14 protein-coding genes are annotated in these 14,811 nt (G+C 61.2%); 7 read left to right on the top strand and 7 right to left on the bottom strand.

Features of this window, described 5'->3' with window-relative positions:
- Positions 1-209: 209 nt before the first annotated feature.
- The 5 genes from A0251_RS11760 to hemJ all read right to left on the bottom strand — a co-directional run bounded on the left by A0251_RS11760 (position 210) and on the right by hemJ (position 5,516).
- Entirely contained in the window at positions 210-659 is a 450-nt protein-coding gene (locus tag A0251_RS11760) for a DUF6174 domain-containing protein (RefSeq protein ID WP_062817048.1), read from the bottom strand.
- Complete coding sequence (locus A0251_RS11755; RefSeq protein WP_062817047.1) at positions 653-3,451, bottom strand: fibronectin type III domain-containing protein; 2,799 nt, start codon at positions 3,449-3,451, stop codon at positions 653-655. Before A0251_RS11755 ends, A0251_RS11760 begins: the two co-directional genes overlap by 7 nt.
- A gap of 153 nt (positions 3,452-3,604) precedes the next feature.
- Complete coding sequence (gene thiE / locus A0251_RS11750; RefSeq protein WP_062817046.1) at positions 3,605-4,246, bottom strand: thiamine phosphate synthase; 642 nt, start codon at positions 4,244-4,246, stop codon at positions 3,605-3,607.
- Positions 4,243-5,001, bottom strand: coding sequence for a hydroxymethylpyrimidine/phosphomethylpyrimidine kinase (locus A0251_RS11745; RefSeq protein ID WP_062817045.1), 759 nt, complete (start codon positions 4,999-5,001; stop codon positions 4,243-4,245). Before A0251_RS11745 ends, thiE begins: the two co-directional genes overlap by 4 nt.
- A 71-nt stretch (positions 5,002-5,072) precedes the next feature.
- Positions 5,073-5,516, bottom strand: a complete 444-nt coding sequence (hemJ, locus tag A0251_RS11740) for a protoporphyrinogen oxidase HemJ (protein ID WP_062817188.1) — start codon at positions 5,514-5,516, stop codon at positions 5,073-5,075.
- Between the two features lie 115 nt (positions 5,517-5,631).
- On the opposite strand from hemJ, the gene A0251_RS11735 reads away from it, so the two are divergent.
- From A0251_RS11735 to A0251_RS11710, 6 genes are all read left to right on the top strand, one after another.
- Positions 5,632-7,050 (top strand): chloride channel protein, encoded by a 1,419-nt coding sequence (locus tag A0251_RS11735; RefSeq protein ID WP_062817044.1) that lies wholly within the window; start codon positions 5,632-5,634, stop codon positions 7,048-7,050.
- Between the two features lie 84 nt (positions 7,051-7,134).
- Entirely contained in the window at positions 7,135-8,184 is a 1,050-nt protein-coding gene (gene argC, locus A0251_RS11730; protein ID WP_062817043.1) for an N-acetyl-gamma-glutamyl-phosphate reductase, read from the top strand.
- Between the two features lies 1 nt (position 8,185).
- Positions 8,186-8,911, top strand: a complete 726-nt coding sequence (locus A0251_RS11725; protein WP_062817042.1) for a DUF6776 family protein — start codon at positions 8,186-8,188, stop codon at positions 8,909-8,911.
- Positions 8,912-8,920: 9 nt separating this feature from the next.
- A complete protein-coding gene (locus tag A0251_RS11720; RefSeq protein ID WP_062817041.1) occupies positions 8,921-9,385 on the top strand; it encodes a polymer-forming cytoskeletal protein in 465 nt (154 codons plus the stop codon).
- A 91-nt stretch (positions 9,386-9,476) separates the two neighbouring features.
- On the top strand, positions 9,477-9,815 hold the full coding sequence (erpA, locus tag A0251_RS11715) for an iron-sulfur cluster insertion protein ErpA (protein ID WP_062817040.1): 339 nt from the start codon (positions 9,477-9,479) through the stop codon (positions 9,813-9,815).
- A 191-nt stretch (positions 9,816-10,006) separates the two neighbouring features.
- Entirely contained in the window at positions 10,007-10,540 is a 534-nt protein-coding gene (locus tag A0251_RS11710) for a phosphatase PAP2 family protein (protein WP_231874223.1), read from the top strand.
- A 198-nt stretch (positions 10,541-10,738) separates the two neighbouring features.
- Here the strand turns inward: A0251_RS11710 and A0251_RS11705 are convergent, their stop codons facing one another.
- A complete protein-coding gene (locus tag A0251_RS11705; protein ID WP_062817038.1) occupies positions 10,739-11,839 on the bottom strand; it encodes an anhydro-N-acetylmuramic acid kinase in 1,101 nt (366 codons plus the stop codon).
- Positions 11,829-13,145: an OapA family protein gene (locus tag A0251_RS11700; RefSeq protein WP_062817037.1), complete on the bottom strand. Its 1,317-nt coding sequence runs from the start codon at positions 13,143-13,145 to the stop codon at positions 11,829-11,831. Before A0251_RS11700 ends, A0251_RS11705 begins: the two co-directional genes overlap by 11 nt.
- Positions 13,146-13,325: 180 nt before the next feature.
- Here A0251_RS11700 and tyrS point away from each other — a divergent pair, with 180 nt between their 5' ends.
- Entirely contained in the window at positions 13,326-14,525 is a 1,200-nt protein-coding gene (tyrS, locus tag A0251_RS11695) for a tyrosine--tRNA ligase (RefSeq protein ID WP_062817036.1), read from the top strand.
- Positions 14,526-14,811 lie beyond the last annotated feature (286 nt).

Genomic DNA, 14,811 nt, shown 5'->3' with positions numbered 1-14,811 from the left:
GCACACAGGAAATTACGGTTGATGGTGTCGCTGGAGCATGAAGGGCCCATGACAGGGTCTGGGCCAGGTTCAGGCGTTTTCATTCCGAGCCGGGGATGTTGGCGCAGCGAACGATTACCGAACTTTCCACATGGGTCACCCGGATCCGCCACGGGAAAGTGGCGGCATTATGAGGGGTGAGTGGCGGCTTGGCCAGAGAAGGGGCGGGTTTAGGGTCTGGCCGCTGCCGGCACCAGGTTCTCGATCCAGTACTGCTGCTCGTCATCGGCCATGCGCGGATCGAAATCCAGTCGGATATGGCGGGGGTAACCCTGTTGCGGGTGGTAGTCCACGTCCACCTGGTGCCAGCCCTTGCGCTGTTTTTCCTCTATCAGGTCAAACCAGGCTTCCACGGTGCGGGCCAGAGGGGCCCGCGCGGCATGGTCGGGGCTGTCCAGTCTGGCCTGTTGGCCGTTGACCAGAACAGTGGCTGGGAGCAGGGCCTGTTGGCCGCAGTAACACTGCTGGCGGACCTGGTAGCGGTAATGCTGCAGGCCCTGGTCGACCCAGCGTTGTCGGGCCTGGGTCAAAGGATCGCTTGCGCTGTCCTTGCTGCCCACCTGGCAGGCGCACAGCAAGGTTGCCAGCGGCAGCGTCATCAGCGGTTTCAGGCTCAGCATGGGGCAGTGCCTCTACGACGCCGCAGCATCAGCAGTGCCAGCAGGCCGGTCAGGAAGCCTGCGCTGCCGCCATCATCATTGAAATCCTGTGGCGGCGTGCTGTCATCGAAGGTGTTGTCATCGCCGGTTGGGGTGATCTCGTTGTTCAGGGTGATCGTCGCCATTGCCGAAGGCGTAGAGGGGCCTGCGCTGTTCAGGCTGGAAACCCGGTAGCGATAACGATTGCCCAAGGTGACTCGGGTATCGGTATAGCGGGTGCTGTTGGCATTCAGCTCCGCGATGGCCTGCCAGGCCAGCCAGGTGTCGCCGTCCTGGCGCTGGCGCTCGATGCGGAAGCCGAATTCATTGTCGGCATTATCCTGCCACTGCAATGCCACGGCACTGTTCTGGCGCTGTGCCTGCAGGTTGTCAGGGGCGGCCGGTACCCGTTCGAAGAGCTGCTCGGCGCTGTTACTCAGCGGCGAGGAGCCCACGGCATTGAAGGCCTGCACCTGATAACGATATAGCGTGCCGGCGATGACAGAGCTGTCATCGTGGCGGGTCTGGTTGCTGCCCAGCTCGACGAGGCTCTGCCATTCACTCCAGGTCTGCCCGTTGAATTGCTGGCGCAGAATCCGGAAGCCGGTTTCGTTGTCGGCCTGGTCCTGCCAGGTCAGGCGGAGGGCGTTTTCCAGCAGGCGGCTGGTCAGGTTGGAGGGCGCTTCGGGCCGGGAGCCAAACTGGATCTCGGCCAGATTGGAGGGCGCTGAAGCCAGCGTGGCGTTATGGGCAATGACGCGGTACTGGTAGCGCTCGCCGAGCACAGCGGTGCTGTCCAGATATTGCACACTGTCCGTGGCCAGGTCTTCCACAAGAGGGGTCCAGCTTGTCCAGCTGCCATTGTTGTCCCGGCGGCGCTGGACTTCGTAGCGCTGCTCATTGTCTGCCTGGTCGTTCCAGCTCAACTGGATACCGCCTTGCGCCAAGGCGGTGGTCAGGTTGGCCGGGGCAGCCGGTGTGCCCTCTACCCTGATGCTGACGACGTTTGAGCTGTCGCCGGTGATGTCGTTGCCTTCGGCAATGACGCGGTATTGATAGTTGAGATCAGTGTCGATGCCGGTGTCGATATGGGTCTCGCTATTGGCCGGCAGGCTGACCAGCAGCGCCCAGCTGCCGTCGTTGCTGGCGCGCTCGACCCGGTACCCGGTTTCGGTAAACGCCCGGTCGGTCCAGGTCAGGGTCACCTGTGGCGGCGCCTGCTGGACCTGGGCCTGCAGGTCGTTCGGCTGACTGGAGACAATGTCATAGGTCAGAGGGGTGCTCAGTTGGTCGTTACCGGGAAGGATGTCCTTCACTTCGCTGCCAATGATCGTGGCTGTCTGTGTCAGGAGAGCGTCAGCCGGGGTGGCGCTGATGATGCCTAGTGTCAGGCTGGCAGGGGCGAAGGGCGGTGTCAGAGAGCAGCTATAGCTGCGCTGATCCGGGGCAATGCTGCAGTCACCATCCGGCAGGGTCAGTTGCTCGATCCGGGCATTGCTGAGATTCCCCTGCAGCTGGATTTGGTCTGGCGCTCGTGAGGCTTGCTGGTAGTCCAGGGTAAAGGCCAGGGCCAGGGTGGTGCCGGTGCTGTTATCAAAGCGCTCCGGGTTGGCGCTGTCAGCGCTGAATCCTGCATCCACCGGGTAGTTGAAGCAGGCATCCTGGTTGTTGAGGCTGTCGACCTTGGCCGTCATCTGGGTTACCGAGCAACGGGAAAAGCCGGTGGCGCTGGGGTCGGCAAAGCTGGACATGATATGGCCGTTGCCGCAGTAACGCTCCGGGTTGTCGACCTGGTCGGCTTCCACATTGTCGTGGTTGGCGCCGAAGTTATGGCCGATCTCATGGGCCATGACGATGGCCGTCAGGGGAATGTTGACGTACTCCTGGGTGACGCCGGTGGCGTAGCCATTGGTATTACAGAGGGTGCCCACATAGGCAAGGCCGACCGTGGAACCATCGAATTCACGACCGGACAGCAGTTCCATCAGCGGGCTCGCCGTGCTGGTGTCGGCGAAGGAAAAGCCGTGGTACTTCTCACGCAGATCCACCAGCAATTCATTGGCGCTGGTGGACTCCAGCAGCAGCTCCTCACTGGGAAATTCCACATGCAGGTTGTCGAACACCATGTTCAGATCATTGCGGTAGAAACCGTCGATGATGTTGAGCAGTTCCACCACCTTGTCCTGATAGGTATCCGGGTGCTTCTGTTGAAACAGATGGTCGACGATCAGGTATTTCTCGGGCAACAGACAGACACCGTCAACCTGATCGGTGCACATCTCTTCCAGGGTGGCCGCGGCAATGTGGTACTCGCTTGAACGCGCGCTGGCGCCTTCCCGGGTTGGCAGTTCCAGGGAGCTGTGGGTGCCATTGCCTACGCCGCAGGTGCCGGGCGCCTGCAGGCTTTGCAGGGAACGGGCCACGGGGAGGTTGTGCTCCTGGCTGAAGGTGGTGCTATCGATAATGTGCATTTCGCCATGCAGCGACACTACCCCGGACCAGCGATCATCCAGCCGTGACAGGCGCACCCAGCTGTCCGGCACCTGTTCCAGTGTGCCGCTGTAGTGTTCGCCCCTGAGGAGTTGCCGATCCGCGTCGGACATACCGATACGGGCGGGGCTGGGTGCCAGAACGGCCCGGTAACGGCTGCCATCGATAAACACGTCGGTGCTGGTTTGAGCGGATGCAGCGATTCCCTGGCTGGCGGGGATAAGCAGTGCGGACAGCAGCAGGCCGCGCCACCGGGCCAGCGGTCGGCGAAAACGGGATGACATGAGTGATTCTCCCCCTTACTGGGTTTTTCGTATTTTTTATCTGGCTATTTCGGTGTAGTTGTTGCGGGGGATTTTGCGTCCCTGCGGGCGGGTATGTTGTGCGGCGGATCCCATTCTTGGCGATCTGGACGGGCGTACAGGGAAAGTCTTTGCTCAGCCGGTCACAAACAGGGCTGCCAGCCGACGGGCAGCCTGTTCAACGTGCTCCGGTGCCGGGCTGGAAAACAGGGCATGGATCACTGCCAGGGCGTCGGCACCCTGCTCCAGGAGGCGGCCACCGTTCTCCGCATCAATGCCGCCGATGGCGACCAGTGGAATGGCCAGCTGCTTGCGAGCTTGCTGGAGAATAGCGGAATCCGCAGGCGGGGCCTGTGGCTTGGTGCGAGAGGGGAAGAAGCGGCCGAAGGCCACGTAGTCGGCGCCGGCTTCAGCGGCCTGCTCGGCCAGAGTCAGGTCGCCATGACAGGTAACGCCGATAATTTTGTCGGGCCCGAGTCGTTGTCGCGCGCGGGCAATGCCACCGTCACTCTGGCCGATATGGACACCGTCGGCCTCAATCTCTGCGGCCAGGGCCGGGTCGTCGTTGACCAGAAAGAGGGCGCCATATTGCCGGCACAGGGTTTGAAGCTGGCTGGCACGATGACGGCGTTGTGCCGGGGTGGCGGTCTTGTCCCGGTATTGCAGCAGGCGGGCGCCACCGCGCAGGGCAGCCTCTGCGGCGGGCAGTAATTGCCGATCGGGGATCAGGGCCGGGTCGGTGATGGCGTACAGGCCGTGGATTGCGGGGTGCTTCATCGCCGGTCTGGCACGTGCTGGCCATGGCCCGGGCGGAAGGCGTTGCGCAGGAAACGGTCCACATGGGCCTGGCCGTCTGCCACTGCATTGGCCAGGGATTCCCCATGGCCGCGCAGGCAGGCGATGGATGACGCCAGGGTGCAACCGGAGCCGTGATAGCTGTGGGGGAGACGCTCCCAGTTCCACTGTTGCTCGCCGTCGGCGCTGAACAGGTGGTTGGTGACCTGGTCGGTGTCGTCGTGGGTGCCGGTGATCAGGGTGGCGCGCCCAGTGCGTTTTACCAGCTCGCCGCCGCAGTCAGCGACAGACTGACGCCCCGTGAGTGCCTGGGCTTCGGGCAGGTTGGGGGTCATCACGTCGCAGAGAGGCGCCAGCTTTTCCAGCATGGCCTCCGCCAGGGATTCGCTGGCCAGGCTGCCGCCGGCTTCGGCGGCCAACACCGGGTCGAGAATCACGGGTACGCCGGGCAGTTGCTGCAACAGCTCGGCGATAAAGTCGATGATGGCCACGGAGCCGGTCATGCCGATTTTTACCGCCTGGAAGGAGTAATCCTCCAACAGGGTAGCGGCCTGTTGGCGCAGCAGATCCACGCCGATGAGGCGGAAACCGCGCACGTTCTGGCTGTTCTGCACGGTGAGCCCGGTGATCAGGGTGGAGGCAAAGCCACCCAGGGCGCGAATGGCTTCAATGTCCGCATGGATGCCGGCGCCCCCGGAAGGGTCGTGGCCAGCGATGACGAGAATATTGGGTTTCATAAAAAATGCCTGACGCGGCACGCCTGACGTGCGGGCGACCTTTTCGTCCGGCGTCAGGCGTTAAGCGTTTTTCAGAATGGTCGCACTACCGCCAATATAACAATGGCCACCAGCAGAAACACGGGGATCTCGTTGAAGATCCGGTAAAACTTGTCACTTTTGGTATTGGCGTCGGCGGCGAATTTTTTCAGGTAGGCCAGGCAGACGTGGTGATAGCCGATCAGCAGGAAGACCAGCGTCAGTTTGGCGTGCATCCAGCCGAAGCCCTTATAGGCTTCCCAGTTGGCCATCAGCATCCACAGGCCCAGCAACACGGTGACGATCATGCTGGGGTTCATGATGCCCCGGTACAGTTTGCGTTCCATCACCTTGAAGCGTTCCCGGCTGGCCGTGTCCTCTGCCATGGCGTGATAGACGAACAGGCGAGGCAGGTAAAAGATGGCGGCGAACCAGCAGATCACCGCGATCAGGTGAAAGGCTTTGATCCAGAGCAGGTGGTCCAGGGCGAACTGCATCATGATGTGGCAAGTCTCCGGGGTGGTGTGAGTGGAGGGATCGGGAGTCAGAGCGTAGACTATACCGACTTCCTGCCATTGTTTCGTCAACCAGCACTGATTGCCAAGGAGTCCCGTGAATAAGCGGCCACGCCACCGTCGTCTGATGCGTTACTACCTGTTTCGCACTCGCCGCGTGAGTCGTCGTCAGCTTGGCTCCTGGGAGGACTGGAAGCTGCGTGCGGTGTTCTGGATCGGCGCTGTGCTGGTGGGGTTGTTGGTGGTGGCGTTTGCCTGGGTAGCTGAACTGGCGTCGCACACCTTTAATCAGATCCACGAGCAGTCGCCACTGTTGCCCGTGCTGATCACGCCTCTGGGCATGTTGCTGATCGTCTGGTTGATGCGACAGCTGGGCACCGAGTCCCAGGGCAGTGGCATCCCCCAGGTGCTGGTGGTGCTCAAGCAGCGTTACCACTGGCTGCGCCCCACCTTCCTCTCCCTGCGAGTTATCTTCGGCAAGTTCATTTTGACCTGTCTGGGATTGCTGTGCGGCGCCAGTATCGGCCGTGAAGGGCCGAGTGTGCACATGGGCGCGGCAATGATGTATTCAGTGGGCAGGCTAGGGCGCCTGAATCAGAAATATGTGGATAATTCCCTGATTGTGGCGGGTGGTGCCGCCGGGGTATCGGCGGCGTTCAACGCCCCGCTGGCGGGGATCGTGTTTGCCATTGAAGAATTGTCCGGCTCCTTCGAGCAGCGCACCAGCGGTACCCTGATCCTGGCGATAATCCTGTCCGGTGTGGTGGTGCTGATGATCATGGGCCACTACAGCTTTTTCGGGCACCCCCAGGGCGCCCTGGATATTACCCAGGACTGGGCGGCGATTGGTGTCACCGGGCTGGTATGTGGTCTGTTCGGCGGCCTGTTCAGCCGGTTGCTGATCAAGGGCAGTCAGTTTCTTTCTCCCCATGCCAGGGCGCACCCCTACCGGGTAGTGTTGATGTGCGCGCTGGTACTGGTGTTGCTGGGGCTGCTGACCGGTGGTGCTACCTATGGCAGTGGCTACGAGCAGGCCAGTACCCTGCTGGACGGGGAGCACCCGGGCAACTGGAGCTTTGCCCTGGCCAAGATGTCCGCCACCCTGGTGTCGTACTTCACCGGTATCCCCGGCGGGTTGTTCTCCCCAAGTCTGGCGGCCGGGGCCGGGTTCGGTAATGTGATCGGCAGCTTTTTTCCGGCGTCCTCGCTGGTCGGAATTACCCTGGTGGCCATGGCGGCTTTTCTTGCAGGTGTGATTCAGCGCCCCATTACTTCTTTTGTGATTGTCATGGAGTTGACCGGGAACCGGCACGACATCCTGCTTCCGCTGATGGCCGGGGCGTTTCTGGCCACGGCGGTGGCCAAGGTTGTCTGGGCCCGGCCGCTTTACGACTCCCTGGCCGAGCGGCTGTCGGATGGGCGCGGTATGGCGTTGGAGAAACCCCGGGAAAAAGGTGACGACGGGGGGGCAGAACGGGCCGCGGGGAAGGAATCCGAGCGGCAATTACCCGGATAAGTTGCCGGTCCCGGGTGGCGCCCCTATCATGCGGGGTCATTTGTTAAATGCAGCAGTTCCCTGGTCAGCAGGGTGGAGAAAGATATGGCAGAGCCCCTCAAGGTTGGCGTAGTTGGTGGCACCGGATACACCGGGGTGGAGTTGTTGCGCTTGCTGGTCAACCACCCCCATGTGGCTCTGGATGTGATTACCTCCCGGGGCGAGGCGGGTATCGCTGTGGCAGACCTGTTTCCTTCCCTGCGCGGGCGTACCGATCTGGTGTTCAGCGAGCCGGACGTGAAACGGCTGGCGGCCTGTGATGTGGTGTTTTTTGCTACCCCTCACAATGTGGCCATGCGCATGATGCCGGAATTGATGGATGCCGGGGTCAGGGTGGTGGATCTGTCTGCGGATTTCCGGCTCCGTGACCATGAATTGTGGAGCGACTGGTACGGTGAGCCCCATGCCTGCCCGGAGTTGCTGGCGGACGCCGTCTACGGGTTGCCGGAAGTGAACCGGGAAAAGCTCCGTGATGCGCGGCTGGTGGCCTGTGCCGGGTGTTACCCCACGGCCATCCAGTTGGGGTATCTGCCATTGCTGGAAAACGGCTGGATCAATCCGGACCAGCTGATTGCCAACGCGGCCAGCGGTGCCAGTGGTGCCGGCAAGGGGGCCAAGGTGCCCATGCTGCTGGCGGAGGCCGGCGAAAGCTACAAGGCCTATGGGGCCAGCGGTCATCGCCACCTGCCGGAAATCGAGCAGGGCCTGGGCGATATCGCCGGTGGGCCGGTAAAGGCCACCTTTGTGCCGCACCTGATTCCCATGATTCGCGGTATCCACGCGACCCTTTATGGCCAACTGACGGCGCAATCGCCCTCCCTGGAGGAGATCCAGGCAGCCTATGAAGCCCGTTATGCCAACGAGCCCTTCGTGGACGTGATGCCCCTTGGCAGCCACCCGGAGACGCGCTTCGTGAAAGGCGCAAACACCTGCCGGATTGCCCTGCACCAGCCACGGGGCGAGAACGTGATTGTGGTGCTGTCGGTGATCGACAATCTGGTGAAGGGGGCCTCCGGCCAGGCGGTGCAGGCCATGAATATCATGTTCGGGTTGGATGAAGGGGCGGGACTGGCAGTCGTTCCGTTGATGCCCTGATATGGCGCGCAAACCGAAAAGCCGGGCGGGCATTGATGATGTGATGCTGATGCCGGTGAGCCCGTCCCGGCAGAAAAAACGCCGCCGCCTGTGGGCAGTGACCTTGCTGATCCTGGCGGTGATGTTGTTTGTCGGGGGCCTGTGGACGGGTAACAGTGGTGCCCTGGACACCTCTGCAGCGAACCAGCGCCTGCGCAGCGATCTGAAGACAGCCCGACGGGAGCTGGAAGCGGCGCGCAATGAGCTTGCCCTTTACCGAACCGATACCGAGGTGACCCGGGAGGCCCGGGAAACCCTGCGTCAGGAGATCAAATCCCTGCGCGATCAGGCCGCCGAGCTGGAAGAGGCGGTAGTGTTTTACAAGAGTGTGATGGCGCCAGGCGCCAGCGAAGGGCTGCAAATTGAAAAAATGGTGTTGCAGCCCGATGATGACAATGGTGTCTTCCGTTACAGATTGGTTCTGGTACAAGCGGGCGATAACCGTAATTATCTGTCCGGTGATATCAATCTGACTCTGCGCGGTACCCGCGACGGTGAGCCCTTTTCCCTGACGGGTACCGACTGGTTGGACGATAGCAGTGAGACGCGCTTCCGGTTTCGTTACTTCCAGGAGCTGAATGGCCGCTTTGAGGTACCGGAAGGCGTGGAGCTGGAAGCCATAGATGTAGAAGCTGAGAGCGGCGGCAGAAACCGTTACCAGACACAAAAAACCGTAAAATGGCAGTAGGAGAGACCCGTGCTTGGCCGAGACAAGAAATCTGCAACCGGCAGTTCATCCGGTTCGTCCCAGGATTACCGTAACCATACCCTGATTGCACCCAGTGCCACGGTCCGTGGCGATATTGAATTCACCGGCGGGTTGCATGTTCAGGGCACCGTGGAAGGCAATATCAATGTGGGCAAGGATGGTGGCCGTCTGATCATCGGCGAAAGCGGTGTGGTGAAGGGGGAGATTCAGGTCCCCCAGGTGATCATCAATGGTCGTGTGGAAGGGGATGTGCACGCCACTGAGAATCTGGAGTTGGCGGAAAAGGCCTCGGTGGAAGGCAATGTCTATTACCTGATGATCGAGATGGTCATGGGCGCGCGGGTCAATGGCAAGCTGGTCCGCCTGGATGACGAGCGCCGCAACCTGCCGGCACCGGATGCCACCGGCAAGAACGCCGGCAAGGCTTCTGGCAAGGAAGCCGTGGCCGAATAATTCTTGACTGTTTTAGTCGGGTACTGGAACATAATCAGCCCGTTGGCCTTTCTGGCCACGGGCCAATCCGTCACCCGTTGCAAGCGAGAGTATGACCGAAAACGCCCCGATCTCATTCACCGATGCCGCCGCCGCCAAGGTCAAGGAACTGCGTGACGACGAAGGCAATCCGCAACTGAAACTGCGCGTGTATATCACGGGGGGTGGCTGTGCCGGGTTTTCCTATGGCTTCACCTTCGATGAGGCCGTCAACGATGACGACACCATCGTTGAAAAGGATGGCGTGACTCTGCTGGTGGATGCCATGAGCATTCAGTACCTGGATGGCTCTCAGGTGGACTACGAGAAGGGATTGATGGGCTCGCGCTTTGTGGTCAGCAACCCCAACGCGGCCACTACCTGTGGCTGCGGTTCCTCGTTCTCCGTCTAGGAATACCTGGCTGCCTCTGTCGTAAGTCCTCTTTGCCCAAAAGAAGCGAGTAACGAGCTACGAGTAGCGAAAGGCAAAGGGATGGGGTTGGGGTTCGAAACTCGCTTCTCGTCACTCGCTCCTGTCCTTCTGTCACAAAACCTTCACTGCTTGATCAACTTTTCGTCGTTTTTGCGGGGGAAACTACCCCCATGATGACGACTAAACCTACATTTCAACGAATGACTGCTGCTGACACCCGGGCCATGTGCTGGTTGCTTCAGCAGCCCCAGGCCGCCCGCCGCGCCCGGATGGCCCGTATGGTATCGCGGCTGGGTGATGGCCCCTTCTATGTGGCCCTGACGCTGCTGATCTGGTGGATGGATCGCCAGGGCGGCAGTGAGTTTGCCCTGACCGCCATGGCAGCGTATGCCCTGGAAGTGCCACTGTTTGTGTTGCTCAAGCATCTTATCAAGCGGCCACGACCGGCGGACGCACTGGAAAGTCTGTCTGCCTTCATCCAGCCCGCCGACCGTTTCAGTTTTCCCTCCGGACACACCGCTGCCGCCTTCGTGATGGCCTCGTTACTCTGCGTGTTCTACCCGCCGGTGATGCTGCTGGCGCTGGGCCTGGCGGTGATGGTCGGGCTGTCCCGGGTGCTGCTGGGTGTCCATTACCCCAGTGACATCCTCGCCGGCGCTACCCTGGGTGTCAGCTGTGCCATGCTGGGTCTCTGGCTGGTTTAGCCCTTCCTCTCGACGATCCTCTCCCCGCCCTAGTCCTGCGACCGCACACTCTTCTGGCTTCTCCCGAAAAAAGAGCGGCGCCTGAGCCGCGAACTATCCGGCCTTTATCGCACGAAAATTGGCGGCTCTTACCCCGGGGCACAGAGAGCTCCGCTCCTACGGGGTATAGCGAGGTAATGGGGGTGGATTCTTCACGTTTCAGGGCAAGGTGACCTGGCCCAGAATGGCTTCCCTCGACGCCCCGGTGACCACCGGCGCATTGCCGTACTGTCCTTCCAGTCGGGCCCATGCCAGCCAGGCAAAGGCGGCGGCTTCCACCCAATCCGGGTGCAGGCCCTTGCTGTCCGTGCTGGCCACCGGGATGCCCAGGTAATGTCCAAGCCGCGCCAGTAGGTGGCGGTTATGGGCGCCGCCACCGCAGACCAGCAGTTGTTGCGGGGCGAAATCCGCCAGGGCATCGCTGATGCTACGGGCGGTCAGGTCGGCCAGGGTGGCCTGGACCTGTTGGGCGTGGTAGTGATCCGGCAGCTGTCGTGCCAACCATTCGCCATGGAAGTATTCGCGGCCGGTGCTCTTGGGGGGTGGCAGCCGGAAGTAGGGATCATCCAGCAGTTGTTCCAGCAGCGTCGGGTCTGGCTGGCCGCCAGCGGCCCACTCCCCGTTGCGGTCGAACGGCTGCTGGTGGTGCTGGCGGATCCACAGGTCCATCAGCACATTGCCTGGGCCGGTATCAAAGCCGCCCAGCAAGGTGTCACCGTCCAGCAGCGTCACGTTGGCCATGCCGCCAATGTTGGCAATGGCGCGCCGCTGGCCAGTGCGGGCAAACAGTTGCCGGTGGAAAGGGGGCACCAGAGGAGCTCCCTGGCCGCCCAGGGCCATGTCCTTGTTGCGGAAGTTGCTGACCACGGGGATGCCGGTTTCCACCGCCAGGGTATCCGGGCAGCCCAGTTGCAGGCTGAAGCCGCCATCACCCGGCCGGTGGCGTACGGTCTGGCCGTGACAGCCAATGGCACGAATCTGCTCTGGCTTCAGGCCGGTCTGTTCCAGCAAGGTCCGGCAGGCCTGTGCATAGCATAAAGAGAGTTGGCGGCTGACAGCGCCGGCACGATCAATCTCATTGTCGCCGGGCTGGCACAGGTCCAGCACTGCCTGCTGCAGGTCCGCGGGCAAGGGCAGGTTGAGCGTGGATTGCAGGAAAAATTCGCCGCTGCCAATCCGCACCAGCACCGCGTCGATACCGTCCACGCTGGTGCCGGTCATCAGACCGATCAGGTAATCCCCGCGGGAATCAGAAGACATCGCTGCTGGCCAGGGTTGACGCTTCCGAGAACAGGGTCATCTGTGCCTTCAGGCGATTGGCGGCAATCAGGAACTCCGAGCGTTCATTGTCATTGATGCCCCGTGCCTTGGGCAGGGGAACGGTGAGCGGGTTGCGGTGCACGCCGTTGATGCGGAATTCATAGTGCAGGTGAGGGCCGGTGGCGAGCCCGGATGCTCCCACATAACCAATGGTTTGGCCCTGCTTGACCCGTTTCCCCACCCGGATGCCTTTGGCAAAGCCGCGCATGTGTGCGTAGAGCGTGGTGTAGATCTGCCCGTGTTTGAGAATGATCACGTTGCCATAGCCGCCTTTGACCCCGGCAAAGATGACCTTGCCATCCCCGGCGGCCTTGATCGGAGTGCCGGAGGGGGCGGCATAGTCGATGCCCTTGTGGGCGCGAATCCGGTTGAGCACAGGATGCTTGCGGCTCAGGTTGAAGCGGGAACTGATGCGGGAAAAGGCCACCGGCGTGCGGATGAACTCCTTGCGCATGGAGTCCCCCTTGATATCCAGGTATTCCACGTCGCCGGAACGGGTTTCGTAGCGGAAGGCAGTAAGATGCCGGTCCTGATTCCAGAATTCGGCCATCAGGATGTCGCCCTCGCCGACTTTCTCACCGTCCAGATACAGCTCTTCATAGATGATCCGGAAGCGGTCGCCACGACGAATGTCGAGCACGAAATCCACGTCCCAGGCAAACAGGTTGGCCAGTTGCATGGTGAGTTTGTCGCTGATGCCCGCTGCGGCACCCGCCAGGAACAGGGAGTCGGTGATCTCGGCCTCGGCAAAGCGCGTTTGTTTCTGGTACTCACGCTGGCTCAGGCGGGTTTCCCAGCCGCCGCCTCTGAGGCGGGCGGTAAGGGTTTCCACTTTGGAGGGGTGGTACTGCACCCGGGTCAGCCTGTCGTCCTCCACGGTTACTTTCAGCGTTTCCCCGGGCCGGATCTTGGTCAGCCGTTTCAGTTTGTCGTCACTGTTGATCAGGGCAAAGACCTGGCCGGCACCCACTCCCAGCGGCTGCAGCAGCGATGACAGGCTGTCACCGGCTTGCACGGTTAGCGTCTGCCACTGGGGAGTGTCAGGGGCTGGTGGCTGGGGGTCGGGTTTGCGGGCTGGTTTGGCTGGCAGGGTGATGGTCTTGGCCTGTTGGCGGGGCTCCTCCGGAGCACTGTCCGGACGAAGGGCGATAAGGATGACGCCGCCCAGCAAGGCCATGCTCAGCAGTAAATGGGTGCGAGGGAACTGGCGCACCAGTCTGCCAGCATAAGATAGGAGTTCTTTCATGGAGAATGTGGGGGACCTGGTTGGATAAAAACTCGGACGTACCCAGGGGGGAGGGCACGGCGAAAAACTGACCTGCAAAGATACCTGCCTTCTCTGGCCGCGTTCAAGTGCTACAATAGCCGGCTTTCTCGCAGGGGTTCTTTTCTGCGCAAACAGTACCCGGACAGTATAGAGGTAGGCATGGCCACGGTGGACGAACAACTGGCGCTCATTTCCCGCGGTGCGGATGAAATCATCCAGGAAGACGAATTGCGGGAAAAGCTGGCCTCCGGCCGGCCCCTGAGGATCAAGGCGGGCTTTGATCCCACGGCGCCGGATCTGCATCTGGGGCACACCGTGCTGATCAACAAGATGCGCCAGTTCCAGGAGCTGGGGCATGAGGTGATTTTCCTGATCGGGGATTTCACCGGCATGATCGGCGACCCCACCGGAAAAAGCGCCACCCGCCCTCCGCTGACCCGCGAGGATGTGCTGCGCAATGCGGAGACCTATAAAGAGCAGGTGTTCAAGGTTCTTGATCCGGCGAAAACCCGGGTGGTGTTCAACTCCGAATGGATGAATGAGGTGGGTGCCGCCGGCATGATCAAGCTGGCCGGGCAGTACACCGTGGCGCGGATGCTGGAGCGGGATGATTTCGACAAGCGCTACAAGGGCAATCAGTCCATTGCCATCCATGAATTCCTCTACCCGCTGGTACAGGGGTATGACTCTGTGGCCCTGGAGGCCGATGTGGAGCTGGGGGGGACTGACCAGAAGTTCAATCTGCTGATGGGGCGTACCTTGCAGAAGGCCTATGGCCAGCCCCCGCAGATCTGTCTGACCATGCCGATCCTGGAAGGGCTGGACGGGGTACAGAAGATGTCCAAGTCCCTGGGGAACTACGTGGGGGTCAGCGATGCGCCCGGGGAGATGTACCGCAAGCTGCTCTCTCTTCCCGACAGCCTCACCTGGCGTTATTATGAACTGCTCAGTGCCTGCTCCAACGAGCGAATCGAGGCACTGAAGGCGGAGGCGGAGTCGCTGGGCTCCCCGCAGGAGGCCAAAAAGGCGTTCGCCCTGGAGATGGTGGAGCGTTTCCATGGTGCCCAGGCTGCGGCCGCCGCGCCCAAATCCGCGGGCAATCAGATTGCCCTGGGCGAGATTCCGGACAATCTGCCGGAAGTCGAAGTGGTATTGGGCGAGCAGGACAGCATCCATATTCTGCCGCTGCTTCGTGAGGCAGGCCTGGTGCAGAACGGGAAGGCCGCCAAGGATGTTTTCGGCCGGGGTGCGGTTTACCTCGATGGCGCTCAGCTCACCGAGGAGCGCAGTTTCGCTCGCGGCGAAAGCCTTGTACTGCAGGCCGGCAAGAAGAAGATCGCCAGGGTGATCCTCAAATAGGCCCAAATCGATGGTTTTTCCGTCGGATTGAGCAGAAAATGAGCGGTCGAACGGTTTTTTGGAAAAAGTGCAAAAAAGGGTTTGACTCCCCCAGCGAAATCCCTAGAATGCGCACTCCTCGACGGGGCAACAACGCAAGACGCCACGGACGAGACGCTCTTTAACAATCAGGCAAGCAAACGTGTGGGACCTGTTCGGGACGATGTCTTTACAGATAATCAGTTCTGAGCGAGTCAACAAAGTTTTTGTTAATTCAGGTGATGAACTGAGCATGGTTTAAGTGCGT

The sequence above is a fragment of the Alcanivorax sp. NBRC 102024 genome (assembly GCF_001602235.1).
Classification (GTDB): domain Bacteria; phylum Pseudomonadota; class Gammaproteobacteria; order Pseudomonadales; family Alcanivoracaceae; genus Alcanivorax.
This window is presented reverse-complemented; position numbering and strand designations above follow the sequence as displayed.

Bases quoted from the DNA above. Each gene is read 5' to 3' on its own strand.
- argC (WP_062817043.1), top strand. From the start codon at position 7,135: ATGGCAGAGCCCCTCAAGGTTGGCGTAGTTGGTGGCACCGGATACACC.
- A0251_RS11745 (WP_062817045.1), bottom strand. From the start codon at position 5,001: ATGAAACCCAATATTCTCGTCATCGCTGGCCACGACCCTTCCGGGGGC.
- erpA (WP_062817040.1), top strand. From the start codon at position 9,477: ATGACCGAAAACGCCCCGATCTCATTCACCGATGCCGCCGCCGCCAAG.
- hemJ (WP_062817188.1), bottom strand. From the start codon at position 5,516: ATGCAGTTCGCCCTGGACCACCTGCTCTGGATCAAAGCCTTTCACCTG.
- A0251_RS11755 (WP_062817047.1), bottom strand. From the start codon at position 3,451: ATGTCATCCCGTTTTCGCCGACCGCTGGCCCGGTGGCGCGGCCTGCTG.
- thiE (WP_062817046.1), bottom strand. From the start codon at position 4,246: ATGAAGCACCCCGCAATCCACGGCCTGTACGCCATCACCGACCCGGCC.
- A0251_RS11710 (WP_231874223.1), top strand. From the start codon at position 10,007: ATGATGACGACTAAACCTACATTTCAACGAATGACTGCTGCTGACACC.
- tyrS (WP_062817036.1), top strand. From the start codon at position 13,326: ATGGCCACGGTGGACGAACAACTGGCGCTCATTTCCCGCGGTGCGGAT.
- A0251_RS11760 (WP_062817048.1), bottom strand. From the start codon at position 659: ATGCTGAGCCTGAAACCGCTGATGACGCTGCCGCTGGCAACCTTGCTG.
- A0251_RS11705 (WP_062817038.1), bottom strand. From the start codon at position 11,839: ATGTCTTCTGATTCCCGCGGGGATTACCTGATCGGTCTGATGACCGGC.
- A0251_RS11700 (WP_062817037.1), bottom strand. From the start codon at position 13,145: ATGAAAGAACTCCTATCTTATGCTGGCAGACTGGTGCGCCAGTTCCCT.
- A0251_RS11725 (WP_062817042.1), top strand. From the start codon at position 8,186: ATGGCGCGCAAACCGAAAAGCCGGGCGGGCATTGATGATGTGATGCTG.